The organism is Streptomyces sp. NPDC056169 (genome assembly GCF_042268445.1).
In the GTDB taxonomy this organism is placed as follows: Bacteria; Actinomycetota; Actinomycetes; order Streptomycetales; family Streptomycetaceae; genus Streptomyces.
This window is the reverse complement of record NZ_JBHJUO010000001.1, coordinates 328,367-353,919: the sequence shown is the minus strand read 5'-3', so window position 1 is coordinate 353,919 and position 25,553 is coordinate 328,367. Positions and strand designations below refer to the sequence as shown.

Below are 25,553 nucleotides of genomic sequence, written 5' to 3'. Positions count from 1 at the left end.
GCGGGTCGGACACCGCTCAGAAGTGGTCGGACTCGTCCGGTGGCGGCAGGGTCCTGGCCCGTCTCTCCGCGGTCGCGAGGTGGTTCTCCTCGCGGCGCTGGGACCTGCGGCGCAGGAAGCGGCGGATCCGCTGGGCGAGGAAGAACAGTATGGCCAGGCCGAGGGCGAGCAGCACGGCCGCGATGGTCGCCGCCGCTATGGGGTGGAAGACCGCGAAGGTGACGATCGCGGCCACCCCGAGGTCCTCCGCCAGGCTCAGCGCGACGTTGGAGAACGGTTCCGGCGTGGTGTTGACCGCCATCCTCGTCCCGGCCTTGACGAAGTGGCTCAGGAGGGCCGTCGTGCCGCCGACCGCGCCCGCCGCGAGTTCCGGGATCGAACCGTTCTGACCGGCCAGCAGGGCGCCGACCACGGCCCCCGCGATCGGCCGGATCACGGTGTGGACGGAGTCCCAGGCCGAGTCGACGTACGGAATCTTGTCCGCCACCGCCTCGCACAGGAACAGCACGCCCGCGACGACGAGGACATCGGTGCGCTGCAAGGACTCGGGCACCTCGTCGGTCAGCCCGGTCGCGCCGAAGATGCCGAACAGCAGGACCACCGCGTACGCGTTGATCCCGCTCGCCCAGCCGCTGGTGAACACCAGGGGAAGTACCGACACGCCCGCGATCGTAACCAGGACTGAGTATCCGTACCTAGAGGTCGAGATGAGTAGGTACGCGGATGGGATCCGACCCGCGCGGAAGGGAGAGTGGTGACCACGGAAGGGGCGCGGCTCCGGCACCGCCGGCACGGGGCTGCGGAACGGGGCCGCGCGCCTGCCGACTCCGGGGCACGGGGGATGTGCCACGGGGGTGCACGGGGGTGCACGCGAAGAGGAAGGCCGGTGCGGCGGGGCTCGGGGGGATCGAGCCTTGCCGCACCGGCCTTTTCGCGTGGTGGGGGAGAGCGGTTCGGGTGTGTCGCGGGGCCGGGATCGTCCCGCGCTACCGGCCGCCGACCCGGCCGTGCAGCAGGCGCGAGAGCGCCGCGTGCACGTCGTCGAGCGAACGCTCGCTCTGGAAGGCCTGCCAGTCGAGTGCCGCCACGAGCACCATCCCGACCAGCGCCGCCGCCGTCAGCTGGACGTCGATGTCCTCGCTCAGCTCACCGGCTGCGACGCCCTCCCGCAGGACCCCCTCGACCACCGCGACGGCCTCCTGGCGGACCACCAGGAGCGTCGAGTTCCAGGCCCGGTTGGTGCGCCAGAGCTCGGCCACGTACAGCTGCGTGAAGGCCGGGTAGCGGTCGATGAAGACGAGCCCCGCCCGGATCATCGCGTCCAGCGCGTCGACCCGGCTCCCGCCGCGCTCGTCGGTCTCCTCCGCCGCCGCCCGCAGCGAGGCGGTGAGCAGGGAGACCCCGTGGCGCAGCAGCTCCTCGAAGAGCTCGGTCTTGCTCTTGAAGTTGTAGTAGACCGTGCCCTTGGCCACCCCGGCCCGCTCGGCGATCTCGTCCACCGTCGTCGCGGAGAAGCCCTGCTCCGCGATGAGGGTGACGGCCGCCTCGTAGAGCTTCGCGCGCGTGGCCTGGCGTCGGGTGCTGCTGCTGTCCATGGGGTCGATTCTCACAGGTGTCGCGGGTGTCACCGGCCCTGTCTCACAGGGTCAGCTCGGGGTGGAGCCGGTCGAGCGTCCAGACCTGCCGCTTGCGGGCGGAGACGGCGGTCAGGGCCAGGGCGCCCAGGGTGAACGCGGTCAGCACCGCGCAGGCCTGCCACACCGGTTCGATCCCGCCGCCCGTGATCAGCCGGCGCAGCGCCTCGACCACGTAGGTCATCGGCAGGAAGGGGTGGATCGCGTTGAAGAAGCCCGGGCTGGTCTGGACGGGATACGTGCCGCCCGCCGAGGTCAGCTGGAGCATCAGCACCGCGAGCACGAGGATCCGGCCCGCCGCGCCGAAGCGGGCGTTGAGCCACTGGATGATCGCGGCGAAGCAGCACGTGACCAGGGCGAGGAAGCCGACCGTGCCGGCGGCCCTGGTCATCTGGAGGCCGAGGCCCCAGTGCAGGACCGACATGAGGGCGCCGACCTGGAGGATGCCGATCGCCGCCACCGGCAGCCAGCCCGCCAGCGCGATCCGCCAGGCGGAGCCGCCGGCGGCGAGGGCGCGGCGGTTCAGCGGCTGGATGATCATGTACGCGACCATGGCGCCGACCCAGAGGGAGAGCGGGATGAAGTACGGGGCGAAGCCGGTGCCGTAGTTGGGCGCCTTGTGCAGCGACTGCGAGGCCAGCTGCACCGGGTCGGCCATGACCTCCGTACGCCGGTCGCGGTCCTTCTCGTCGTAGTCGGGGATCTGCTTGACGCCGTCGTGCAGACCGACCGCCAGCGTGCCGGAGCCGTCGGCCAGCTTGAACAGACCGCCGTCGAGCTCGCCCGCGCCCTTCTTGAGCTTGCCCACGCCGGTGTCGAGGTCGGCCGACCCGGTCTTGGCGCCGCTGATGCCGGTGTGCAGCCGGTCCGCGCCCTCGGCGACCTTCTTGGCGCCCGCGTTGAGATCGTTGATCTTCTTGATGGCGCCCTCGACGTCCTCGTCGAGGTGCGGGGCGCGGACGGCCAGCTCGTCGGCCTGCGTCTTGAGCTTCGCGAGCCGCGCGTCCAGGGTCTTGAGGTCGCCGGTGCTGTCCTTGGTCAGGGTGTGCACGTCGTCGGCGATGGTGGCCACGTCGTTCGCGGAGACCGTGGCCTTCTTGAGCACCCCGCACACCCGGGCGTCGGGCTCCGGGTTCTTCTCGCACTCGTCACGGTGGAGGGCGGCGAGCCCGTCGTCGGCCGCGTGCGCGGCGGCCCGGACGACCGGGGCGCGCTTGACGAGGTCGTCGAGGTTGTTGCGGACGGCCACGATGGAGTCCGAGGCGAGGCGGGCGCTGTCGCGGATCGACCGGCCGTTGTTCGCCAGGTACGGGCGGACCTTGTCGGCGGTGCCGTTCACCTTGTCGGCGAGCTCCTGCGTGCCCTTCGCGACCTTGCGGGAGCCGCTCTCCAGGTCCTTGGCGCCCTTGTCGAGCTTCTTCAGGCCGGCGGCCAGGTCGCCGCTGCCCTCCTTGGCGTCCTTGAGCCCGTTGGCCAGGTCCTTGGAGCCCTTCTTCGCCTTGTCCACACCGTCCTTCAGGTCGTCCGCGCCCTTGGCGGCCTTCGCGGTCGCCTCGTGGATGTCGGAGAAGGAGATGAAGATCTTGTCGAGGAAGGTGCGCGAGGACTTGGTCGAGGCCGCCGTGCGGACCTCGGAGAAGACCGTGCGGGAGATCTGGCCGACGATGTAGTTGTTGGCGTCGTTCGTCCGGACCCGGAGGGCGCCGGTCGCGGGGGAGTCGCCCGAGCTGGAGGCGATCCGCGAGCTGAAGTCGCCGGGCATCGTCAGGGACAGGTAGTACGTCCCGTCCTCGACGCCCTTGCGCGCCTCGGCGTCGCTCACCCGGTGCCACGCGAAGGTGTTGCTCTCCAGGAGCCCCTCGGTGATGTCGTCGCCGGCGTTGATCGTCTTGCCGTCGGCGGTGGCGCCCCGGTCCTCGTTGACGAGGGCGACGGGGATCTTGTCGAGCCTGCTGTACGGGTCCCAGAACGAGTACAGGTACAGGGCGCCGTAGAGCAGGGGCAGCAGCAGGATCGCGACGAGCGCGGCGCGCGGCAGCTTGCCCCTGCCGAAGCGCTTCAGCTCAAGCGCGGCGAGTTTCGGCGAGCGCATCGGTCGCCCCCTCCTCGATGTCGTCCTGGGTGTCGCCGACGGCGACGGCGTCTTCGGTGGCGGGCTCGGCCGCCCCGGGCTCGGGCTCCGGCTCGGACCTGGACTCGGGGTCCGGCTCCGGCTTGGGCTCGGACTCGGGGGCCGGCTCCGGCTCGGGATTCGGCTCGGCGGTCTCGTCCGGCTCCGCGGTCTCGTCCCGCGTCGCGTCCCCGGAGACCGTCGTGATCCGCTGGGCGTCGGCCGGGGCCTCGGCACAGACGGCGAGGACGGTCGTCCCGGCCTCGGCCACCGAGCGCAGCAGCGCCCAGGCCTCGGCCCGGTCGGCGTCCGAGAGCTTGAGGTCCGTGTCGTCCAGGGCGAGCAGCCGGGGCCGACCGATCAGGGCCAGGGCGACCGAGAGCCGCAGCGCTTCGAGCCGCTCCAGATCCCGTACGGAGGTCCGCTCGCCCTTCGGCAGGGCGGCGAGGTCGAGACCGGAGGCGGCGACGGCCTCGTCGATCCGGGCCCGGGCCTCGGCGGCCCGCTCGGCGGGGCGCCGCAGGAACGCCCGGACGGAACCGTCGAAGCGGCGCTGGAGCAGGGCCCGCTCGCGCAGGTGCTCGGCGACCGTGAAGGCCGGGTCCAGTTCGCTCACGCCGGGCACGTGGCCGAGCGCGCTGAACCGGCGCACCGCGCCCAGCTTGCGGGGGAGTCCCACCCCGCCGACCTCGGCGTGCCCCTCCGTGGCCTTCATGCGGCCGGTGAGGGCGAGCAGGAGGCACGTACGGCCGGAGCCGGACGGACCCTCGATCGCCACCAGCGCGCCCGGCTCGGCCCGGAAGGAGACCTCCCGGAAGGCCCAGCCGCGCGGCCCCTTCAGTCCGAAGCCGTCCGCGACGACGGCGGCGCCGTGCGGCTGCTCCTCTGCCTCCGCTCCCACGGGCCCACCCCCCACTTCCCCATTTTGAACTGACTGGTCAGTGCAAAAGTTACCCCTGGGTAGTGGATCAGGCAAAACCCCAGGTCAGACGCATTGTCAGTGGGGCCCTTCACGATGGACACATACGGCCACAGCGCCGTCACGCGACGACAGGAGGCACGTCATGGCCAGCCCTTCCGCAGCAGCCGCGCCCCGCCCCCGCCCCGGTGGCCCCGCCACCCCCGTGCAGTCCGGACCCGCTTCCGACGTCCACCCCGTCCCGCGCCGAGCCACCGCCCCGCCCGCCGCCCTCGACCTGCTCGCCAAGGCCCGCACCGGACTCGTCGAGGCCGCCGCGCTCGACCGGCCCCACGAGCGGTACGCCACGGCCCACCTCGCCGCCCTGCGGGCCGCCGCCGCCGTGCTCGCCGCCCGGGCCAGGCCCGAGACCGCCCCCCGCCACCGGCAGCGGATAAGGAGCGCCTGGGAGCTGCTCCCCCAGCTCGCGCCCGAGCTGACCGAGTGGAGCGCCCTCTTCGCCTCCGGCGCCCCGCGCCGGGCCCGCGCCGAGGCCGGCATCACGAGCGCGGCGAGCCGGCGCGAGGCCGACGACCTGCTCAGGGACGCCGCCCTCTTCCTGCGCCTGGTCGAGCGGCTGCTCGCCCTCCCGCCGGTGCTGCCCCGCCAGCCGGGGGCCGGACAGACCGACGGATGATCCGAAACGCAGGCCCGAGGCCATAGGGTGGGGAGCGTCCGTACCCGTCACCGAGGAGTCAACAGCCGTGCCGGACCCTTCCCCTGTCTTCGGTCGAGAGGCGTCGTCGCGACCGTCGCGCGCCTCCCTGCGTACCGCCGTCGTCTGGGATGTCCTCAAGGACGCCCTCGACCGCCGGGCCAAGGCCACCGGGAAGGACAGCCTCGATGTCCTCGACACGGGCGGCGGCTCCGGGAACTTCGCCGTACCGGTGGCCCGCCTCGGCCACCGCGTCACCGTCGTCGACCCCAGCCCCAACGCGCTCTTCGCGCTGGAGCGCCGGGCCGCCGAGGCCGGCGTCGCCGACCGGGTCACCGGTGTCCAGGGGGACGTCCGCGGCCTCTTCGACGTGGTCGAGCGCGAGGGGTACGACGTCGTGCTCTGCCACGGCGTCCTGGAGTACGTCGACGACCCCGCCGAAGGCGTGCGGAACGCGGTCGCCGCGCTCCGCCCCGGCGGCAGCCTCAGCCTGCTCGCCGCCGGGCTCGGCGGCGCCGTCCTGGCCCGCGCGCTCGCCGGCCACTTCACCGAGGCGCGGCACGCGCTCACCGACCCGGCCGGGCGCTGGGGCGCGGGCGACCCCGTGCCCCGGCGCTTCACCGCCGAGCAGCTCGCCGAGCTGACCTCGGAGGCCGGACTCGAGATCGGCGCCGTGCACGGCGTCCGGGTCTTCGCCGACCTGGTTCCGGGCGTCCTCGTGGACACCGAGCCGGGCGCCGCGGAGGCTCTGCTCAAGCTGGAGGCCGCGGCCGCGGAGCTGCCCTCCTTCCACGCCATCGCCACCCAGCTGCACGTTCTCGGCGAGAAGCGCGCCTGACGGCCACCGGCACCCGTTCGGCGGAGCGGGCAGCGGGCGCCGATGGAGTACGCCCCAGCCCGCCCGATGTGGGGTTCCGCCCCGTATGATCGGGGGACACCATCCGGCATGACGGAGATGGCACTGGGGAATCAACGCCTCAGCAACCGATCCGCATGGCGGCCCGGATTGGCTATTCGGCATTGTGGGCGGGTTTCACGGGGGCGATTCCCTGCCTATCCTGAAAGGGCCGCAAACCGGTCGCCCCCGCGACCGACGACTAGGAGGACTCCGTGCCGCTCTCGGAGCACGAGCAGCGAATGCTCGAGCAGATGGAGCGAGCGCTGTACGCCGAAGATCCCAAGTTCGCGACAGCGCTCGAGGGAAGCGGACTGCGTACGTACACCCGGCGACGGGTTTACCAGGCAGTCGCCGGCTTCCTTGTGGGTATCGCGCTCCTCATGGCCGGAATGGTCGCACAGCAGATCTGGATCAGCGTGGTGGGATTCCTCGTCATGCTGGGCTGCGCGGTCCTGGCGGTCACCGGATGGCGCAAGGCGCCCAAGCCGGGCGAGCAGCAGGCCAGGGGTGGGACGGCGGCCGGCGGCCGCCAGACCCGGCAGCGACGCTCCACCATGAATCGGATCGAAGAGCGGTGGCAGCGCCGCCGCGACGAACAGCAGGGCGGCGGCCACTGACGGCCCCCTGAGCGGCAGCCCCGCACCCTTACACGACCGAGCCCCGCAGGGGCCCGCGCCTCACAGCGCGACGCCCTGCGGGGCTCGGTCGTGTCCGTGTCCCCAACCCGTGTCGGGGGATACGGGCGGGGCGGGGCGGGGCCGCGGGTGGCGGCCCCGCCCCGCCCGTCAGCCCGCCTCGCGCGGGGTGCGGCGGAAGAGGGACGCCGTCCGGGAGACCAGCGCCTGCCGCCGGAGCGACCACGCCGTCGCCACGGCCGACCAGCGCGCCGAGGCCTCCCAGCGGAGGCGGACGGCCGAGCGCGGGGCCAGCAGGGCCCGCAGGCGCGCCCAGCGGTCGGCGTTCGCGTGGAAACCGGCCCTGATCCGGGTGGCCTCCTCGGCGAGACCCGCGGCCGGCGCGGGCCGGGGCGCGTAGAGCACTTCCTCCACCGCACGGGCCGCGCGGTGCACCGCGTCCGCGGGTTCGCCCGTCAGCTCACCCAGTCGGACCATGCGCGCCGCCGTCTTCCGCGGCGTCATCGACTCGTCCGGCTCGACCCCGTAGTCCCAGGCCGTGTCGGTGATCTCCTGCCAGACCGCGAGCGTCCGCGCCGCGAGCTCCTCCGGACCGCGACCGGCACCCGCACCGAGCCGCCGGGCCCGCACGCGGTTCCGCCAGAGCATCGGGCCGAACGGCAGGGCGAGCACCACGAGCGCTCCGAGGGACAGCAGCACCACCGTCAGCGGATCCGACCCGGAACCGTCCGAGACGTCGCCGCCCACGGCCGCGTCAGGACCGCAGTCGCCGAGCTTCTTCATCTGCGGCGTGCAGCTCTCCGAGGCGCTCGGCGCGGCCGACGGCTGCGCCGAGGAGCTCTGCTCGGGCTGCGCGGGACCCGTGGCCGCGCCCGAAGGCGAGTCCTGCCGGGTGTACGCCGGGGTGGAGCCCCGCGACGGAGTCGGCTCGAACCGCGTCCAGCCCGCCCCGTCGAAGTACAGCTCGGGCCAGGCGTGCGCGTCCCGGATGCCCACCGAGACGGAGCCGTCCGTCTGGGTCGTGCCCGGCATGAAGCCGACCGCCACCCGCGCGGGAATGCCGAGCGAGCGGGCCATCGCCGCCATGGAGAAGGAGAAGTGGACGCAGAAGCCCTCCTTGTCCTTCAGGAAGCGGGAGATCGCCTGCACCCCGGTGCCGGAGCTCACGTCGACGTCGTAGCGGAAGCCCCCCTTCTCGGCGAACCAGTCCTGGAGCTTCACCGCCTTCTCGTAGTCGTTGCGCGCGCCCTTGGTGACCTCCAGGGCCGTCGCCTTCACGTCGGCGGGCAGGGACGCGGGGACCTTCGTGTACTCGGCGCGCAGCTTCTCCGGGGCGGTCCCGGCCGCGGCCAGCTGCCCGGCCGTGGGCTGCACGTCCAGGCTGGAGACCTGGTAGCGGACGCCGCCGGTGGTCTGCTTCTCGTCGCCGACGAGCATCCGGCCGGCGGGTTCGAAGCGCCACTTCCCGCTGATGTCGACCCGGCCGGCCGGGTACGGCATGGGCAGCCACCGCTGCTCGTACGCCTCGGAGGCGACGAAGTTGGTGGTCACCTCGGTGACCTTGACGTCCTGGCCGAGCCCCTCGGGCCACGGCAGCTGCTTCGGTACGTCCTCGATGGGGCGGACCGAGGACTTCCAGGAGGCGCCGTCGAACTGGTCGAGGGCGACGAGCCGCAGGTACAGGCCGCTCGTGTCGCGGGCGTTGGTCCGGTAGCGGAGGACCTCCCGGTCCTCGGGCTGGCGCAGGTTGTTCTGGAGGGAGACCAGCGGGTTCACGGCGGTGATGGTGCCGCCCTTGCCGGTGCCCGGGCCGCCCTCACCGCTGCCGCCGCCGAACAGGCCGCCGGAGAGACCCGGCAGCGCGAGCGGCACCACCATGGCGACGCCCATCGCGACGACGCCGATCCGGCGGCCGGTACGCGCCGGGGCGAAGGCGGGACCGCCGCTCGCGACCGACGAACCCGGCCGGCCGGAACGCTGGGCGCCGCCGAAGACCCGGCCCCACTGGGAGAGCCGGTCGCGGCCCTCCGCGAGGAGCAGCAGCAGATAGCCGGAGGCCGCCAGGAGGAACCAGAGCCAGCCCGCGCCGCCCCCGGAGAGCCCGGCGGCCACCGAGTACAGGGCGAGCAGCGGAAGACCGGCCGGGGCCGCCCTGCGGAAGGTGACCGCGAGGGCGTCCACGAGGAGCCCGATCGCGACGACCCCGCCGACGAGCATCAGCCGGATGCCCTCGGTGTCCGGCGCCGGGATCGCGTACCGGCCGACGTCCTCGGCGCCCGCCGAGAACAGGTCGGCGGCGTGCGTGAGGGCCTGCGGGCCGGGGATCAGCCAGAGGACCGCCTGCTCCCGGGCGAAGAACAGGGTCAGCGCGAGGACGCCGGCCGCCACCTGCGCGAGCAGGGTCAGCGGCCGGGCCAGCGGCACCCGCCGGGCCAGCGTGCCCACGCCGCTCACCAGGGCGAGGACGAAGGCCGCCGTGAAGATCCAGGTCGCCGGCTTCACCAGCGGGAGCAGCGCCCCGGCCGCCATCAGGGTGGCGCCCCAGGAGGCGAGGGTCAGCCGTGCGCGGCCGCTCATGACCAGCCTCCGTAGGTGTCGGACGCGGATTCCGTACGGGCGCCGGCCGCCTGCTGCCACAGGTCGGCGATCCGTGCCCCGGGCGGCACGGCCAGCGCCGTCCAGCCCGCCTCCCGCAGCTGCCGTACGCGGTTCTCGACCGCCCCGCCGATCGCGCCGCCGGTCAGCCAGGTGCCCGAGTCCAGGACGAAGGCGACGGCCGCGCCGGTCCGCCCGCGCATCCGGGCGGTGAGGGCGGCCTGCTCCTCGTCGAGGTCGCCGAGGAAGGCGATGAGGAGTCCTTCGTTGCCGCCGCGCAGCACGTCGGAGGCGCGGGAGAGCCCGCCGCCTTCGGAGTGGTCGACGATCGCGAGGGTGTCCATCAGCAGGCCGGCCGTGTCGGCCGAGTCCTGCGCCGAGCCGGCGAAGCCGTCGGAGCCCTCGCCGGGCACCGCGCTGCCGGTGTCGGTGAGCAGTCGGACCGCGTAGCCGCGCTCCAGCATGTGCGTCAGGGAGGAAGCGGCGCCGGAGACCGCCCACTCGAAGGCCGAGTCGGGGCCGGTGCCCTGGTAGGCGACCCGGCGGGTGTCGAGGAGCACCGTGCAGCGGGCCCGCTGCGGCTGCTCCTCGCGGCGGACCATCAGCTCGCCGTAGCGGGCGGTGGAGCGCCAGTGCACCCGGCGCAGGTCGTCGCCGTGCCGGTACGTGCGCGGGATGACGTCGTCGTCGCCGGCGAGCGCGAGGGAGCGCTGCTGCCCGTCGCCGTACCCCGCGGACTCGCCGGCGAGCTTCACCGGGGGCAGCGCCTCCGTGCGCGGGATGACGGTGAGGGTGTCGTACGCGCTGAAGGAGCGGGTCAGCTCGCACATCCCGAAGGGGTCGTTGAGCCGGAGCTGGAGCGGGCCGAGCGGGAAGCGTCCGCGCAGGTCGGAGCGGACCCGGTAGGACACCTCGCGCCGCCCGCCCGCCTCGACCCGGTCGAGGACGAAGCGCGGGCGGGGGCCCAGCATGTACGGCACGTGGTCCTGGAGCATGAGCAGCCCGGTGGGGAGCTTGGAGACGTTCTCCATCCGGAGCTGGACCCGGGCCTCGGAGCCCGCCTCCACCCGCTGCGGGGTGAGGCGGCGGGAGGCGGCGACCCGGTAGCGCGTGCGGTGCAGCACGAGGACGCAGATCAGCGGCAGGGCGGCGAGGAGCAGCCCGACGCGCAGCAGATCGGCCTGGCCGAGGACGTACGCGCAGACGGCGGCGGCCACCCCGGCGGCGAGGAAGGACCGGCCGCGGGTGGTGAGACCGCCGAAGGCGGCCCGCAGTCCGCCCCGGTCGTCGTCGCCCCGCTGCCCGTCCGGTACGGCAGCGGCTCCCATCACAGCCGCCGGGCGCCGGGCTGCTGCTGGCCGTAGAGCGGTCCGGCGGGCGGGGCCGTGGCCGGGACGGGGGTGCGCTGCAGGATGTCCTGGACGACCTGCTCGGCGGTACGCCGGTTCAGCTGGGCCTGCGCCGTCGGCAGCAGCCGGTGGGCGAGGACGGGGGCGGCGAGCGCCTGGAGGTCGTCCGGCAGGACGTACTCGCGGCCGCTGAGCGCCGCGGAGGCCTTGGCGGCCCGCAGCAGGTGGAGCGTGGCCCGCGGGGAGGCGCCGAGCCGCAGGTCGGCGTGGGTGCGGGTGGCGGCGACGATGTCGACCGCGTACCGGCGGACGGCGTCGGCGACGTGGACCGCGCGCACCGCGTCGATCAGCTTCACGATGTCGTGGGCGTGGGCGACCGGCTGGAGGTCGTCCAGCGGGGACGCCGCACCGTGCACGTCGAGCATCTGGAGCTCGGCCTCGGCGCTCGGGTAGCCGATGGAGACGCGGGCCATGAAGCGGTCGCGCTGGGCCTCGGGCAGCGGGTAGGTGCCCTCCATCTCCACCGGGTTCTGGGTGGCGACGACCATGAACGGGCTGGGCAGCTCGTAGGTCTGGCCGTCGACGGTGACCTGCCGCTCCTCCATGGACTCCAGGAGCGCGGACTGGGTCTTCGGCGAGGCGCGGTTGATCTCGTCGCCGATCACGATCTGCGCGAAGATCGCGCCCGGCTTGAACTCGAACTCCCGGCGCTGCTGGTCGAAGATCGACACGCCCGTGATGTCCGAGGGCAGCAGGTCGGGGGTGAACTGGATGCGGCGCACCGAGCAGTCGATGGACCGCGCCAGCGTCTTGGCGAGCATGGTCTTGCCGACGCCGGGGACATCCTCGATGAGGAGGTGCCCCTCGGCGAGCAGCACGGTCAGAGAAAGCCGTACGACCTCGGGCTTGCCCTCGATCACACTCTCCACCGACCTGCGGACACGCTCCGCGGTCGTGGTCAGATCAGTGAGGCTCGCTCGATCGTCATAGGTCGTCACCCGGCCCTCCTCGGCCTTCCGGAACACGGACACCTGCCCCCGGGAAGATGTTTCGGGGGGTGTCACCCGAGCATTCTTGTTGGCGTGGCCGGGTCGTGTCACTCGCCGGTGGACAAGTGCGGAGGAAGTGCCGGGCTTTGACCCGGTATGCCGGGGCGTCGTCGGCCCGGCGCCCGGGCCGACCCGGCCCGTACGGAGCCGGCTAGGCCGGGTCGATCTCGCGCAGCAGGCCGGTCGTCACGTCGAAGACGAAGCCCCGGATGTCGTCGGAGTGCAGCAGGAAGGGGGAGGTCCGCACCCGCTGCATCGACTGCCGGACGTCCTGGTCGACGTCGCGGAAGGCCTCGACGGCCCAGGCCGGACGCTGTCCGACCTCGTCCTCCAGCTCGTGCCGGAAGTCCTCGGTGAGCGACTCGAGACCGCAGTTCGTGTGGTGGACCAGCATGACGCTGCGCGTGCCGAGGGCGCGCTGGCTGATCGTGAGGGACCGGATCACGTCGTCGGTGACCACACCGCCCGCGTTGCGGATGGTGTGACAGTCGCCGAGTTCGAGACCCAGGGCGGCGTGCAGGTCGAGACGGGCGTCCATACAGGCGACGACGGCGACGCGCAGCACGGGCCGCGCGTCCATTCCCGGGTCGGTGAAGTCGGAGGCGTAGCGCTCGTTCGCCTCGACGAGACGGTCGGTGACCGTGCCGGCGGTGCGTATGGCGTCGGCAGAGGGGTGCGCGGATGTCGACATGGTTCCGACGTTAACGGGCACAGGGCCGCCGGTCCTGCTGTGAGAGCGGACAAAGAACGTCAATGAGCCTTGTTGTGAGCTAACCCACAGGTGGGGGAAGCGCGGCCCCGAACGGGTGAGCCGTCCGGAATGTCCCCCGGGTCCGCCGGCTCCGTGCGACGCGCCAGCCGGTTGATTGACCGGCGGGTCCCGTGGACTAAAGTGACGCGAAGTTCACGGAGACATCGAGCGATTTCCGCGGTTTCTCCCCCGTGTGTGCGGCGGTACCTACGGATCGACTCCCTCCCGCTCGCGCTCCTCCCGCTCGCGCGGCAGCCGGTGCGGAGCGAGAGCCCGGCGGTACGTACCACCGCGCCGGATCTGAGAGGGCGCATTGAGCAACGACCGACACGTCCCGGTGATGCTCCAGCGGTGCCTGGACATGTTGGCCCCCGCACTGGAACGCCCCGGCGCGGTCGTCGTCGACTGCACCCTGGGCCTCGGCGGCCACAGCGAGGCCCTGCTCCGGCGTTTCCCCGAGGTGCGGCTCGTCGCCCTCGACCGGGACAAGGAGGCCCTGCGCCTCTCCGGCGAGCGACTCGCCCCCTTCGGAGAGCGCGCCACGCTCGTCCACGCCGTGTACGACGAGCTGCCCGAGGTCCTCGACCGGCTCGGCATCCCCAAGGTGGACGGCGTCCTCTTCGACCTGGGCGTCTCCTCCATGCAGCTGGACGAGGCCGACCGCGGCTTCGCCTACGCGCAGGACGCCCCGCTCGACATGCGCATGGACCAGACGACCGGCATCAGTGCGGCCGAGGTCCTCAACACCTACCCGCCCGGCGAGCTGGTCCGCATCCTGCGCGCCTACGGCGAGGAGAAGCAGGCCAAGCGGATCGTCTCCGCGGTCGTGCGCGAACGCGAGAAGGAACCCTTCTCCAACAGCGCCCGGCTCGTCGAACTCATCCGCGACGCCCTGCCCCAGGCGGCCAAGCGCACCGGCGGCAACCCGGCCAAGCGGACCTTCCAGGCCCTGCGCATCGAGGTCAACCGGGAGCTCGACAGCGTCGAGAAGGCGATCCCGGCGGCCGTGAAGGCCCTCGCCGTCGGCGGCCGCGTCGCCGTCCTCTCGTACCAGTCGCTGGAAGACCGCATCGTCAAGCAGGTCTTCGCCGCCGGCGCCACGACCACCGCGCCCCCCGGACTCCCCGTGGTCCCGGAGAAGTACCAGCCGCGCCTCCAGCTGCTCACCCGGGGCGCCGAGCTCCCCACCGAGGAAGAGGTCGCCGAGAACCGGCGCGCCGCGCCCGCCCGGCTCCGCGGCGCGCAGCGCATCCGGGAGGACGTGCTGTGAGCACGGCGAAGGGGCCCCTCAAAGGGCGGGCCGCGCGACTCGGACGGCTCATGCCGTCCGGGCCCAGCTCGGCCGCCCGCACCCCCTTCGTCCTGCTCGTCTTCGTGCTCCTCGGCGGCGGGCTCATCGCCCTCCTCCTGCTGAACTCGGCCCTCAACCAGGGCTCCTTCAAGCTGCGCGAGCTCAAGGACAGGACCACCGAGCTCACCGACGAGGAACAGGCGCTCCAGCGGGACGTGGACGACTACGCGGCCCCCGACGCCCTGGAGCGGCGGGCCCGCGAGCTCGGCATGGTCCCGGGCGGCAGCCCCGCCTTCCTCGGCCCGGACGGCAAGGTGCTCGGCGAGCCCACCGCCGCGGCCTCCCCGACGCCGACGCCCACCCCGAAGGCCCGGGCGAAGACCGCGCCGCCCGCCTCCGCCGACTCCCCGAAGCCACCGGCGAACACCAGCACGAACGCGACCGGCACCAGCCCCACCGGCGCGGGTGCCACCGGTCCGGGCCCCACCGGCGGCGACCGGGCACGGACAGCGCCCGGACCCACGCCCTCGGCAACCGCAGCCACCCCCGTACAACCGACCTCCGGCAGGTGACCGAGCAGTGCCCTCCCAGGAGCCCCCCCGCCGCCGCGTGCCCGGACCCGCCAGGCCCGCCCGCCCCCGGCCCGCCTCCGCCGGAGCCCGCCCGTCCCGGCCCGCCTCGCGGCCCGCGCCGCGCCCCGCCGCGAAGCGCTCCGGCCCCCGGCCCCCGGCCCGGAAGCCCCGCGTCATCCGGCTCGGCAGCCCCCGGCCCCGGCTCCGGCTGATCTCCCTCGGCCTGACCCTCGTCATGCTGGTCTTCGTGGTCCGGCTGCTCCAGGTCCAGGCCGTCGACGCCAGCGCATACGCAGCCAAGGCCGACAAGTACCGCTTCCAGGACTACACGCTCTCCGCCGAGCGGGGCGAGATCACCGACCGCAACGGCGTCGCGCTCGCCGCCAGCGTCGACGCGTACGACATCACCGCCGACCCCAAGCTCTTCACGCCCGAGGAGTCCAAGGTCCCCGACGCGCCCGAGCAGGCCGCGGCCCTCCTCGCCCCGATCCTGGACAAGGAGCCCGCCGAGCTCGCGAAGAAGCTCCGTACCCCCAAGTCCCGCTACACCCTGCTCGCCCGCAAGCAGACCCCGCAGGTCTGGAACCAGCTCAAGGACCTCAAGAAGGTCTACGGGGAGAAGTCGCGCGCCACCGGCGGCACCGGCGTCAATCTGCTCGGCGGCATCCTCAGCGAGCCCAGCACCAAGCGCGTGTATCCGAACGGCGAGCTCGCCGCCGGGATACTGGGGTACGTCAACGCCGAGGGCCGGGGCGCCGGCGGCGTGGAGTCCATGCTCGACCCGGAGCTCGCCGGCAAGGACGGCAAGATCCGCTTCACCGAGTCCGGCGGCCGCCAGGTGCCCACCGCCGGCTCCCAGGGCACCCCCGCCGTCCCCGGCTCCGACATCGAGCTCACCATCGACCGGGACATCCAGTGGGCCGCCCAGCAGGCCATCACCGAGCAGGTGAAGAAGTCCAAGGCCGACCGCGGGTACGTCGTCGTGCAGAACACGAGGACGGGCGAGGTCCTCGCCATGGCCAACGCCCCCGGCTTCGACCCCAACGACCTGTCCGCCGCCAACGCGGCCTCCATGGGCAACGCCGCCCTCCAGGACGCCTACGAGCCCGGCTCCACCAGCAAGGTCATGTCCATGGCCGCCGTCCTGGAGGAGGGCAAGGCGACCCCCGACACCCATGTCACCGTCCCCAACCGGCTCCACCGCGGCGACCGGCTCTTCCAGGACGACATCGACCACAAGACCTGGCACCTGACCCTCAACGGCGTCCTCGCCAAGTCCAGCAACATCGGCACGATCCTCGCCACCGGCCGGCTCGGCGACACCCAGGCCGAGTCCAACCGGGTCCTTCACACCTATCTGCGCAAGTTCGGGATGGGCAGCCCCACCGGTCTGGACTTCCCGGGCGAGACCCCCGGCATCCTCGCCAAGCCCGAGGACTGGTCCACCTCGCAGCAGTACACGATCCCCTTCGGCCAGGGCCTCTCCGTCAGCGCCATGCAGGCCGCCTCCGTGTACTCGACCATCGCCAACGGAGGCGTACGGATCGAACCGACCCTCGTACGCGGCACCAAGGGGCCCGACGGGCGCTTCGCCGCGGCCCCCGCGCCCCAGGAGTCCCGGGTCGTCAGCGAGAAGACCGCCAAGACCCTCGCCCAGATGCTGGAGTCCGTCGTCGACGACCGGGAGGGCACCGGCACCAGGGCCGCGATCCCCGGCTACCGCGTCGCGGGCAAGACCGGCACCGCCAACCGCGTCGACCCCGAACTCGGCCGCTACAAGGGGTACACCGCCTCCTTCGCCGGCTTCGCCCCCGCCGACAACCCTCAGATCACCGTCTACTGCGCCATCCAGAACCCCACCAAGGGCAGCTACTTCGGCGGCCAGATCTGCGGACCCATCTACAAGAAGGTCATGGAGTTCGCCCTCAAGACCCTCCACGTCGCCCCCACGGGCAGCGAGCCCGCCCGACTGCCGGTCTTCTCCGACCGCACCCCGTGACCCTCCGGGAGCACCAGTGACAACGATCACCCCCCATTCCGGGAACCGGAAATCGAACTCCGGCGACGCCCCGGGCTCTTTTGGCCCCGCACAGGGTGCGCCCGGTACGCTCACCGCCGTGCCACACGCTGATCAGTACCGAACCACCCCGCCCCGGCCGCAGCAGGCCCGCCCGACACCCCTGGGCGACCTGGCCGCACAGCTGGGCGTCGACACCCCCGGCGCCGGCCCCGTCTCCATCACGGGCATCACGCACGACTCCCGGGCCGTACGCCCCGGGGACGTGTACGCGGCCCTGCCCGGCGCCCGCGCCCACGGCGCCGACTTCGTCGCCCAGGCCGCCGGACTCGGAGCCGCCGCGGTCCTCACCGACCCGGCGGGCGCCGAGCGCGCCGCCGCGACCGGCCTGCCGGTCCTCGTCGTCGAGAACCCCCGCGGCCGGATGGGCGAGCTCGCCGCCGAGATCTACGGACGGCCCGGCGCCGACCTCCTCCAGATCGGCATCACCGGCACCTCCGGCAAGACCACCACGGCCTACCTCGTCGAGGGCGGCCTGCGCGGCGCCGGACGGAGCACCGGTCTCGTCGGCACCGTCGAGATGCGCATCGGCGACGAACGCATCAAGTCGGAGCGCACCACCCCCGAGGCCACCGACCTCCAGGCGCTCTTCGCCGTCATGCGCGAGCGGGGCGTCGAGGCGGTCGCCATGGAGGTCTCCAGCCACGCCCTCGTGCTCGGCCGGGTCGACGGCTGCGTCTTCGACGTCGCCGTCTTCAACAACCTCAGCCCGGAGCACATGGAGTTCCACTCCGACATGGAGGACTACTTCCGGGCCAAGGCCGCGCTCTTCACCCCCGAGCGCAGCAGGCTCGGCGTCGTGAACCTGGACGACGCGTACGGCCGCAGGCTCGCGAAGGAGGCGACCGTCCCGGTCGTCACCTTCTCCGCCGAGGGCCGCGCGGACGCCGACTGGCGCGCCGATGACCTCGTCCTCGGCTCCCACGACTCGACGTTCACCGCCGTCGGCCCGCAGGGCGAGCGGATCTCCGCCACCGCCCCGCTGCCCGGCCCGTTCAACGTCGCCAACACCCTCGCCGCGATCGCCACGCTCGCCACCGCGGGCCTGGAGGCGAAGAGCGCCGCCGACGGCATCGCCGCCGTCCCCGGCGTCCCCGGCCGCCTGGAGCGGGTCGAGGCCGGCCAGCCGTACCTCGCGGTCGTCGACTACGCCCACAAGACGGACGCCGTCGAATCGGTCCTGCGCTCCCTGCGCGAGGTCACCGAGGGCAAGCTGCACGTGGTCATCGGCTGCGGCGGCGACCGGGACACCACCAAGCGCGGCCCGATGGGCGCCGCGACGGCCCGGCTCGCCGACACCGCCGTCCTGACCTCCGACAACCCCCGCTCCGAGGATCCGCTCGTGATCCTCTCCGCGATGCTCGCGGGCGCCGCGGAGGTCCCCGCGCAGGAGCGCGGCGAGGTCCTCGTCCTCGCCGACCGCGCCGCCGCCATCGCCGCCGCCGTGGCCCGCGCGCAGCCAGGGGACACCGTCCTCGTCGCGGGCAAGGGCCACGAGCAGGGCCAGGAGATCGCCGGGGTCGTACGCCCCTTCGACGACCGCCAGGTCCTCCGCGCGGCGATCCTCGAACAGCACGGCCGGGTCGCCCTGGGGGGCGGCAAGGACACAGACAGCCACCCGAACAGTCAGGGATGAAGCAGTGATCGCCCTCTCCCTCGCCGAGATCGCCGAAATCGTCGGCGGGCAGCCGCACGACATACCGGATCAGGCCGCCCGGGTCGCCGGGCCCGTCGTCATCGACTCCCGCGAGGTGCGGCCCGGCAGCCTCTTCGTCGCCTTCGCCGGTGAGCACGTCGACGGCCACGACTACGCGGAGCGCGCCGTCGAGGCGGGCGCGGCGGCCGTGCTCGCCGCCCGGCCCGTCGGCGTCCCCGCGATCGTCGTGGACGACGTGCAGACCGCGCTGGGGGCCCTCGCCCGCGCGGTCGTCGAACGGCTCGGCACCGACGTCGTCGCCCTCACCGGCTCCGCCGGCAAGACCTCCACGAAGGACCTGATCGCCCAGGTCCTCGACCGGCACGCGCCCACCGTGTGGACGCCGGGCTCCCTCAACAACGAGATCGGCCTGCCGCTCACCGCGCTCCGCGCGAGCGACGAGACCCGGCACCTCGTCCTGGAGATGGGCGCCCGCGGCATCGGGCACATCCGGTACCTCACCGGCCTCACCCCGCCCCGCATCGGCCTCGTCCTCAACGTGGGCACCGCCCACATCGGCGAGTTCGGCGGCCGTGAGCAGATCGCCGAGGCCAAGGGCGAGCTCGTCGAGGCCCTGCCGTCCGCCGAGGAGGGCGGGATCGCGGTCCTCAACGCCGACGATCCCCTCGTCCGCGCGATGGCGAGCCGCACCAAGGCCCGCGTGATCCTCTTCGGCGAAGCGGACGAAGCGGCCGTACGGGCCGAGAACGTCCTCCTCACAGAGAACGGACAGCCTTCTTTCAGGCTTCACACACCCACCGGGTGCAGCGACGTGACCTTGCGCCTGTACGGTGAGCACCACGTGTCGAACGCGCTCGCCGCGGCCGCCGTCGCGCACGAGCTGGGCATGCCTGTCGAAGAGATCGCCACCGCGCTCTCCGAGGCCGGCACCCTGTCGCGCTGGCGCATGGAGGTCACCGAGCGTCCGGACGGCGTGACGATCGTCAACGACGCCTACAACGCGAACCCCGAGTCCATGCGAGCCGCCCTGCGCGCGCTCGCGTCCATGGGGCGGGCCGCACAGGCCCGAGGGGCTCGTACGTGGGCGGTGCTCGGCAAGATGGCCGAGCTCGGTGACGCATCGCTCGTCGAGCACGACGCGGTCGGACGGCTCGCCGTCCGGCTCAACGTCAGCAAGCTCGTCGCGGTCGGGGACAGGGAAGCGTCCTGGCTGCAACTGGGCGCATATAACGAGGGTTCGTGGGGTGAGGAGTCGGTGCACGTGTCCGACGCGCAGGCGGCTGTCGACCTGTTGCGCAGTGAGCTGCGCCCGGGGGACGTCGTCCTTGTGAAGGCTTCCAGGTCGGTCGGTCTCGAACGGGTCGCGCTGGCCCTCCTCGACACCGAGGGCGAGGTCGCCGGACGATGAGGCAGATCCTCTTCGCGGGGGCCATCGGGCTCTTCCTGACCCTGATCGGTACCCCGCTGCTGATCAAGCTCCTTGCCCGCAAGGGGTACGGGCAGTTCATCCGGGACGACGGCCCGCGCGGCCACGCCGGGAAGAAGGGCACGCCCACCATGGGCGGCATCTCCTTCATCCTGGCCACGCTCATCGCGTACGCCCTGGCCAAGGTCATCACCGGCGAGGACCCGACGTACTCGGGTGTCCTGGTGCTGTTCCTCATGGCCGGCATGGGCCTGGTCGGCTTCCTCGACGACTACATCAAGATCGTCAAGCAGCGTTCGCTGGGCCTGCGGGCCAAGGCGAAGATGGCCGGCCAGCTGATCGTCGGCATCGCCTTCGCGGTGCTGTCGCTGCAGTTCGCGGATCTGCGCGGGCTCACGCCCGCCTCCACGAAGCTCTCCTTCATCACGGACTTCGGCTGGGCCCTCGGCCCGGTGCTGTTCGTGGTCTGGGCGCTCTTCATGATCCTGGCCATGTCCAACGGCGTGAACCTGACGGACGGTCTGGACGGCCTGGCCACCGGCGCCTCGGTGATGGTCTTCGGCGCGTACACCTTCATCGGGCTCTGGCAGTTCCAGGAGTCCTGTGCGAACGCGGTGACGCTGACCAACCCCAACGCCTGTTTCGAGGTGCGCGACCCGCTCGACCTCGCCGTCGTCGCGTCCGCCCTCATGGGCTCCTGCTTCGGCTTCCTGTGGTGGAACACTTCGCCCGCCAAGATCTTCATGGGCGACACCGGCTCGCTGGCCCTCGGCGGCGCGCTGGCCGGTCTCGCCATCTGCTCCCGTACGGAGCTCCTGCTGGCCCTGCTCGGCGGCCTGTTCGTGCTGATCACGATGTCCGTGGTCATCCAGGTCGGCTCGTTCAAGATGACCGGCAAGCGCGTCTTCCGGATGGCGCCACTCCAGCACCACTTCGAACTCAAGGGGTGGTCCGAGGTCCTGGTCGTCGTCCGGTTCTGGATCATCCAGGGCATGTGCGTGATCGTGGGCCTGGGCCTCTTCTACGCGGGATGGGCATCGGAGAAGTGACAGAACAGCTCGACTGGAACGGCAAGAAGGTCACCGTCGCGGGGCTCGGCGTCTCCGGGATTCCGGCCGCCCGGGTGCTGCACGGCCTGGGCGCGGTCGTGACCGTCGTCAACGACGGCGACGACGAGCGCTCCCGGGCGCAGGCCGCCGACCTGGAGGCGGAGGGCGTCACCGTCCGCCTCGGCGACGGGGCCACCCTGCCGACCGGCACCGAGCTGATCGTCACCACCCCCGGCTGGCGGCCCGACAAGCCGCTCTTCGCGGCCGCCGCCGAGGCGGGCGTCGAGGTCTGGGGCGACGTCGAACTGGCCTGGCGCCTGCGCGGCCCCGACGCCGCTCCGTGGCTCGCGGTCACCGGCACCAACGGCAAGACCACGACCGTGCGGATGCTCGCCTCGATCCTGGAGGCGGCCGGTCTGCGGACCGCCGCCGTCGGCAACATCGGGGTCTCGCTCCTCGACGCCGTCCTCGGCGAGGAGCCGTACGACGTGCTCGCCGTCGAGCTCTCCAGCTACCAGCTCCACTGGGCGCCGTCCGTCCGTGTCCACTCGGCCGCCGTCCTCAACCTGGCGCCGGACCACCTCGACTGGCACGGCTCGATGGAGGCGTACGCCGCCGACAAGGGCCGCGTCTACGAGGGCAACCAGGTCGCCTGCGTCTACAACGTCGCCGACAAGGCGACCGAGGACCTGGTCGTCGAGGCCGACGTCGAGGAGGGCTGCCGCGCCATCGGCTTCACCCTCGGCACCCCCGGCCCGTCCGAACTGGGCGTCGTCGAGGGCATCCTCGTCGACCGGGCCTTCGTCGAGAACCGGCAGAAGAACGCCCAGGAACTCGCCGAGGTCGCCGACGTCCAGCCGCCGGCCCCGCACAACATCGCCAACGCGCTCGCCGCGGCCGCCCTCGCCCGCGCCTTCGGCGTCTCCGCGACGGCCGTACGGGACGGGCTGAAGGCCTTCCGGCCGGACCCGCACCGCATCGAACTCGTCGAGGAGATCGAGGGCGTCACGTACGTCGACGACTCCAAGGCCACCAACACCCATGCCGCGGAAGCCTCGTTGGCGGCCTACGACCCGATCGTCTGGATCGCCGGCGGCCTCGCCAAGGGCGCGACCTTCGACGAGCTCGTCCAGAAGTCGGCGAAGCGCTTGCGCGGGGCCGTCCTGATCGGCGCCGACCGCGCGCTGATCCGCGAAGCCCTGGCGCGACACGCCCCGGAAGTACCCGTGGTGGACCTCGGCCGGACCGACACTGGGGCGATGTCCGAGGCGGTCCGGGAGGCGGCCCGGCTTGCCCGCCCGGGGGACACGGTGCTCCTCGCCCCGGCCTGCGCCTCGATGGACATGTTCACCAACTACAACAAGCGGGGCGAGGCCTTCGCGGACGCTGTCCGCGCCCTCGCCACCACCGGGGACGCCTGACCTGACCAGTGGGAGGGTCCGGCCGGACCGGGCACGACTGGAGGGGGCAGCGACCATGCCGAGCAAGATCGCCGGGACACGCCGGCCTTCCGCCGTACGCGGCGGAGGGCGGGCGCCAGCGACCCCGCGGCGGCCGCGCGGCGGGGGCGTACGGCGGCTGTACGAGCGGGCGCTGAAGGCCTGGGACCGGCCCCTCACGGCGTACTACGTGATCATCGGTGCCGCCCTGCTCATCACCATGCTCGGCCTGGTGATGGTCTTCTCCGCCTCGATGATCACGGCCCTCCGCTACGACCTGGTGCCCTCCTACTTCTTCCGGAAGCAGTTCTTCGCCGCGCTCCTGGGCACCGGACTGCTCCTGGCCGCCTCCCGGATGCCGGTGAAACTGCACCGGGCGCTCGCCTACCCGATCCTGGTCGGCGCCGTCTTCCTGATGGTGCTCGTGCAGATCCCCGGGATAGGGCACTCGGTCAACGGCAACCAGAACTGGATCTCGCTCGGCGGCCCCTTCCAGCTCCAGCCCAGCGAGTTCGGCAAGCTGGCGCTGATCCTGTGGGGGGCCGACCTGCTCGCCCGCAAGCAGGACATGCGGCTGCTGTCCCAGTGGAAGCACATGCTCGTGCCGCTGGTCCCCGTGGCCTTCATGCTGCTCGGACTGATCATGCTCGGCGGCGACATGGGCACCTCGATCATCCTCGCCGCGATCCTCTTCGGTCTGCTGTGGACGGCCGGCGCCCCCACCCGGCTCTTCGTCGGAGTGCTCTCCGTCGCCGGCGCGATCGGTGTGCTGCTGATCAAGACGAGTGACAACCGGATGAAGCGCTTCGACTGCATCGGCGCGACCGACCCCGGTGGCGAGGGAGCCCCCTGTCTCCAGGCCGCGCACGGAATCTATGCTCTGGCCTCGGGCGGATGGTTCGGTTCCGGGCTCGGTGCCAGTGTGGAGAAATGGGGCCAACTCCCCGAAGCGCACACCGACTTCATCTTCGCGGTCACCGGTGAGGAACTGGGCCTCGCGGGGACGCTGTCGGTACTCGCCCTGTTCGCGGCTCTAGGCTATGCGGGTATCCGCGTGGCCGGACGCACGGAGGACCCCTTCGTGAGGTACGCCGCGGGAGGCGTGACCACCTGGATCACGGCGCAGGCCGTGATCAACATCGGTGCGGTGCTCGGCTTGCTGCCGATCGCCGGAGTCCCGCTCCCGCTGTTCTCGTACGGGGGGTCGGCCCTGCTGCCGACCATGTTCGCCGTCGGGCTCCTCATCGCCTTCGCGCGACAGGAACCCGCCGCGAAAGCGGCCCTGGCCATGCGCCGCCCCGGCTGGGGCAAGCGGGCCGGGGTGAGATGGAAGTCGATGCGACGGCGCGTCAAGAAGCGCCCGTCCGGAGAGCGGTGAATTTCGGTGCATGTCGTACTCGCCGGCGGGGGGACCGCCGGCCACATCGAGCCGGCGCTGGCCCTCGCGGACGCCCTGCGCAGGCAGGACCCCAGCGTGGGGATCACAGCGCTGGGCACAGAAAAGGGTCTGGAGACCCGGCTCGTGCCCGAGCGGGGCTACGAGTTGGCGCTCATCCCCGCCGTACCGCTGCCCCGTAAGCCCACCCCCGAGCTGATCACCGTTCCCGGGCGGCTCCGCGGCACCATCAAGGCCGCCGAGCAGATCCTGGAGCGGACGAAGGCGGACTGCGTGGTCGGCTTCGGCGGCTACGTGGCGCTGCCCGGCTATCTCGCGGCGAAGCGGCTCGGGGTGCCGATCGTGGTCCACGAGGCCAACGCCCGGCCCGGGCTCGCCAACAAGATCGGCTCGCGGTACGCGGCCGGGGTCGCCGTCGCCACCCCGGACAGCAAGCTCCGCAACGCCCGCTACATCGGCATCCCGCTGCGGCACACCATCGCGACCCTCGACCGGGCGCGCGTGCGCCCCGAGGCGCGCGCCGCCTTCGGGCTCGACCCGAACCTGCCGACGCTGCTCGTCTCGGGCGGCTCGCAGGGCGCCCGGCGGCTCAACGAGGTCGTCCAGCAGATCGCCCCGGTGCTCCAGCGCTCGGGCATCCAGATCCTGCACGCGGTGGGCCCGAAGAACGAAATGCCGCGCGTCGACAACATGCCCGGTATGCCGCCGTACGTGCCGGTACCGTACGTGGACCGGATGGATCTCGCGTACGCCGCTGCCGACATGATGCTCTGCCGCGCGGGCGCGATGACCGTCGCCGAGCTCTCCGCCGTCGGGCTGCCGGCCGCCTACGTCCCGCTGCCCATCGGCAACGGTGAACAGCGGCTCAACGCCCAGCCGGTGGTCAAGGCCGGCGGTGGACTCCTCGTCGACGACGCGGAGCTGACGCCGCAGTGGGTGCAGGGCAACGTCCTGCCCGTACTGGCCGATCCGCACCGGTTGTACGAGATGTCCCGTGCGGCCGCCGAGTTCGGCCGCCGGGACGCCGACGACCTGCTCGTCGGCATGGTGTACGAGGCGATCGCCGCCCGCCGACAGGCGTAGCGGCGACGGAAGGCGGAAGCGTGGCAGCCGGATCGACGACCGCCGAGAAGAGCGGCGCGAAGAAGCCGAAGGGGTCGTCGGAGCGGCCGTCCCGCACGGGCGCCCGGAATCAGCGGTTCCGGGTGCCCGCCCCCCGTGTGCTCCTCGTCGCGCTCGGCGTCGTCGCCCTCACGGCCGGGGTGATCTGGGCGCTGTACGGATCGACCTGGTTCCGTGTAGAACGTGTGAAGACTTCCGGCACAAGGGTTCTGACCCCCGGTGAGGTCGAGAAGGTCGCCGCCGTTCCGACGGGGGCGCCGCTCGTCTCCGTCGACACCGAGGCGATCGAGGCGCGGCTCCGGCAGCAGCTCCCGCGCATCGAATCCGTCGACGTCGTGCGGTCCTGGCCGCACGGAATCGGTCTGAAAGTGACAGAACGGAAGCCCGTACTCCTGCTGGAAAAGGGCACGAAGTTCATCGAAGTGGACGCGACCGGCGTCCGGTTCGCCACCGTCGACACCGCCCCCCGGGGCGTCCCCCGGCTCGTCCTCGACGCCGCCTCCTCGCCCAGCCTGCGCCGCTTCGACGCGGACCGGCTGCTGGGCGAGGCGGTCCGCGTCAGGGGTGAACTCCCGGAGGAAATCGCCCGGAACACTCGTGTCGTCCGCGTCACCTCGTACGACTCCGTCACTCTGGAGCTGACCAAGGGGCGCACCGTCTTCTGGGGGAGCGCGGAACACGGCCCGGTGAAAGCCCGGGTGCTGACCGCTCTCATGAAGGCGACGCCCAAAGCGGGGCACTTCGATGTAAGTGCCCCCACGGCGCCCGCGTCGTCCGGGAGTTGACGGACATCGCCGCTGGCCAGCACCCTGGTTCGCCAGCGCTCCGGGTGATCACATAGGGTGAAAAGAAAAACGGGAGGTTCGGCGTGTTCGTTGAACGTGCGCCGC

General features: G+C 72.5%; 21 protein-coding genes. 13 read left to right on the top strand and 8 right to left on the bottom strand.

What is annotated here, in order from left to right; translation table 11 throughout:
* Nucleotides 1-16 precede the first annotated feature (16 nt).
* From ACFC0G_RS01610 to ACFC0G_RS01595, 4 genes are all read right to left on the bottom strand, one after another.
* Nucleotides 17-661, bottom strand: a complete 645-nt coding sequence (locus tag ACFC0G_RS01610; RefSeq protein WP_376395429.1) for a DUF4126 domain-containing protein — start codon at nt 659-661, stop codon at nt 17-19.
* 325 nt (nt 662-986) lie between these two features.
* Nucleotides 987-1,595, bottom strand: a complete 609-nt coding sequence (locus tag ACFC0G_RS01605; protein ID WP_189506061.1) for a TetR/AcrR family transcriptional regulator — start codon at nt 1,593-1,595, stop codon at nt 987-989.
* Nucleotides 1,596-1,638: 43 nt separating this feature from the next.
* The gene (locus ACFC0G_RS01600) at nt 1,639-3,726 is read right to left on the bottom strand and encodes a YhgE/Pip family protein (protein WP_376395425.1); all 2,088 of its coding nucleotides are present in this window, start codon (nt 3,724-3,726) and stop codon (nt 1,639-1,641) included.
* Nucleotides 3,698-4,645, bottom strand: coding sequence for an ATP-binding cassette domain-containing protein (locus ACFC0G_RS01595; RefSeq protein WP_376395422.1), 948 nt, complete (start codon nt 4,643-4,645; stop codon nt 3,698-3,700). Before ACFC0G_RS01595 ends, ACFC0G_RS01600 begins: the two co-directional genes overlap by 29 nt.
* 163 nt (nt 4,646-4,808) lie before the next feature.
* Here ACFC0G_RS01595 and ACFC0G_RS01590 point away from each other — a divergent pair, with 163 nt between their 5' ends.
* The 3 genes from ACFC0G_RS01590 (at nt 4,809) to ACFC0G_RS01580 (ending at nt 6,872) form a co-directional block, all read left to right on the top strand.
* A complete protein-coding gene (locus tag ACFC0G_RS01590; RefSeq protein ID WP_376395419.1) occupies nt 4,809-5,339 on the top strand; it encodes an SAV_6107 family HEPN domain-containing protein in 531 nt (176 codons plus the stop codon).
* 67 nt (nt 5,340-5,406) lie between these two features.
* Nucleotides 5,407-6,195 (top strand): methyltransferase, encoded by a 789-nt coding sequence (locus ACFC0G_RS01585; RefSeq protein WP_376395416.1) that lies wholly within the window; start codon nt 5,407-5,409, stop codon nt 6,193-6,195.
* A 272-nt stretch (nt 6,196-6,467) separates the two neighbouring features.
* The gene (locus ACFC0G_RS01580) at nt 6,468-6,872 is read left to right on the top strand and encodes a DUF3040 domain-containing protein (protein ID WP_056645593.1); all 405 of its coding nucleotides are present in this window, start codon (nt 6,468-6,470) and stop codon (nt 6,870-6,872) included.
* Between the two features lie 168 nt (nt 6,873-7,040).
* On the opposite strand, the gene ACFC0G_RS01575 is transcribed toward ACFC0G_RS01580, so the two are convergent.
* From ACFC0G_RS01575 to ACFC0G_RS01560, 4 genes are all read right to left on the bottom strand, one after another.
* On the bottom strand, nt 7,041-9,467 hold the full coding sequence (locus tag ACFC0G_RS01575) for a DUF3488 and DUF4129 domain-containing transglutaminase family protein (protein WP_376395412.1): 2,427 nt from the start codon (nt 9,465-9,467) through the stop codon (nt 7,041-7,043).
* On the bottom strand, nt 9,464-10,813 hold the full coding sequence (locus ACFC0G_RS01570; protein ID WP_376395409.1) for a DUF58 domain-containing protein: 1,350 nt from the start codon (nt 10,811-10,813) through the stop codon (nt 9,464-9,466). Before ACFC0G_RS01570 ends, ACFC0G_RS01575 begins: the two co-directional genes overlap by 4 nt.
* Entirely contained in the window at nt 10,813-11,832 is a 1,020-nt protein-coding gene (locus ACFC0G_RS01565) for an AAA family ATPase (protein WP_376395406.1), read from the bottom strand. Before ACFC0G_RS01565 ends, ACFC0G_RS01570 begins: the two co-directional genes overlap by 1 nt.
* A 202-nt stretch (nt 11,833-12,034) precedes the next feature.
* The gene (locus ACFC0G_RS01560) at nt 12,035-12,574 is read right to left on the bottom strand and encodes a beta-class carbonic anhydrase (protein WP_376395404.1); all 540 of its coding nucleotides are present in this window, start codon (nt 12,572-12,574) and stop codon (nt 12,035-12,037) included.
* A 373-nt stretch (nt 12,575-12,947) separates the two neighbouring features.
* Here ACFC0G_RS01560 and rsmH point away from each other — a divergent pair, with 373 nt between their 5' ends.
* Genes rsmH through ACFC0G_RS01510 form a run of 10 tightly spaced genes read left to right on the top strand, consistent with a single transcriptional unit; the run spans nt 12,948 to nt 25,448 of the window.
* Nucleotides 12,948-13,904, top strand: a complete 957-nt coding sequence (gene rsmH / locus ACFC0G_RS01555) for a 16S rRNA (cytosine(1402)-N(4))-methyltransferase RsmH (RefSeq protein WP_376395402.1) — start codon at nt 12,948-12,950, stop codon at nt 13,902-13,904.
* Nucleotides 13,901-14,497 carry a hypothetical protein gene (locus ACFC0G_RS01550; protein WP_376395399.1) on the top strand — a complete coding sequence of 199 codons (597 nt, stop codon included), beginning with the start codon at nt 13,901-13,903 and terminating at the stop codon, nt 14,495-14,497. Before rsmH ends, ACFC0G_RS01550 begins: the two co-directional genes overlap by 4 nt.
* A gap of 7 nt (nt 14,498-14,504) precedes the next feature.
* Complete coding sequence (locus ACFC0G_RS01545) at nt 14,505-16,496, top strand: peptidoglycan D,D-transpeptidase FtsI family protein (RefSeq protein ID WP_376395397.1); 1,992 nt, start codon at nt 14,505-14,507, stop codon at nt 16,494-16,496.
* A 16-nt stretch (nt 16,497-16,512) separates the two neighbouring features.
* Nucleotides 16,513-18,210, top strand: a complete 1,698-nt coding sequence (locus ACFC0G_RS01540; protein ID WP_376395394.1) for a UDP-N-acetylmuramoyl-L-alanyl-D-glutamate--2,6-diaminopimelate ligase — start codon at nt 16,513-16,515, stop codon at nt 18,208-18,210.
* A 4-nt stretch (nt 18,211-18,214) separates the two neighbouring features.
* A complete protein-coding gene (gene murF, locus ACFC0G_RS01535) occupies nt 18,215-19,639 on the top strand; it encodes a UDP-N-acetylmuramoyl-tripeptide--D-alanyl-D-alanine ligase (RefSeq protein WP_376395391.1) in 1,425 nt (474 codons plus the stop codon).
* Complete coding sequence (gene mraY, locus ACFC0G_RS01530) at nt 19,636-20,706, top strand: phospho-N-acetylmuramoyl-pentapeptide-transferase (RefSeq protein WP_376395388.1); 1,071 nt, start codon at nt 19,636-19,638, stop codon at nt 20,704-20,706. The genes murF and mraY overlap by 4 nt, the downstream gene beginning before the upstream one ends.
* On the top strand, nt 20,688-22,127 hold the full coding sequence (gene murD, locus ACFC0G_RS01525) for a UDP-N-acetylmuramoyl-L-alanine--D-glutamate ligase (RefSeq protein WP_376395385.1): 1,440 nt from the start codon (nt 20,688-20,690) through the stop codon (nt 22,125-22,127). The genes mraY and murD overlap by 19 nt, the downstream gene beginning before the upstream one ends.
* A 55-nt stretch (nt 22,128-22,182) precedes the next feature.
* Complete coding sequence (gene ftsW, locus ACFC0G_RS01520) at nt 22,183-23,523, top strand: putative lipid II flippase FtsW (protein ID WP_024757247.1); 1,341 nt, start codon at nt 22,183-22,185, stop codon at nt 23,521-23,523.
* A gap of 6 nt (nt 23,524-23,529) precedes the next feature.
* Nucleotides 23,530-24,624, top strand: a complete 1,095-nt coding sequence (gene murG / locus ACFC0G_RS01515) for an undecaprenyldiphospho-muramoylpentapeptide beta-N-acetylglucosaminyltransferase (protein ID WP_024757246.1) — start codon at nt 23,530-23,532, stop codon at nt 24,622-24,624.
* A 20-nt stretch (nt 24,625-24,644) separates the two neighbouring features.
* The gene (locus ACFC0G_RS01510; RefSeq protein ID WP_376395381.1) at nt 24,645-25,448 is read left to right on the top strand and encodes a cell division protein FtsQ/DivIB; all 804 of its coding nucleotides are present in this window, start codon (nt 24,645-24,647) and stop codon (nt 25,446-25,448) included.
* Nucleotides 25,449-25,553 lie beyond the last annotated feature (105 nt).

What these genes read in the sequence shown, in the direction of transcription:
- ACFC0G_RS01605 (WP_189506061.1), bottom strand. Translation starts at nt 1,595, where the DNA reads ATGGACAGCAGCAGCACCCGACGCCAGGCCACGCGCGCGAAGCTCTAC.
- ACFC0G_RS01600 (WP_376395425.1), bottom strand. Translation starts at nt 3,726, where the DNA reads ATGCGCTCGCCGAAACTCGCCGCGCTTGAGCTGAAGCGCTTCGGCAGG.
- ACFC0G_RS01590 (WP_376395419.1), top strand. Translation starts at nt 4,809, where the DNA reads ATGGCCAGCCCTTCCGCAGCAGCCGCGCCCCGCCCCCGCCCCGGTGGC.
- ACFC0G_RS01575 (WP_376395412.1), bottom strand. Translation starts at nt 9,467, where the DNA reads ATGAGCGGCCGCGCACGGCTGACCCTCGCCTCCTGGGGCGCCACCCTG.
- ACFC0G_RS01570 (WP_376395409.1), bottom strand. Translation starts at nt 10,813, where the DNA reads ATGGGAGCCGCTGCCGTACCGGACGGGCAGCGGGGCGACGACGACCGG.
- ACFC0G_RS01560 (WP_376395404.1), bottom strand. Translation starts at nt 12,574, where the DNA reads ATGTCGACATCCGCGCACCCCTCTGCCGACGCCATACGCACCGCCGGC.
- mraY (WP_376395388.1), top strand. Translation starts at nt 19,636, where the DNA reads ATGAGGCAGATCCTCTTCGCGGGGGCCATCGGGCTCTTCCTGACCCTG.
- murD (WP_376395385.1), top strand. Translation starts at nt 20,688, where the DNA reads ATGGGCATCGGAGAAGTGACAGAACAGCTCGACTGGAACGGCAAGAAG.
- ftsW (WP_024757247.1), top strand. Translation starts at nt 22,183, where the DNA reads ATGCCGAGCAAGATCGCCGGGACACGCCGGCCTTCCGCCGTACGCGGC.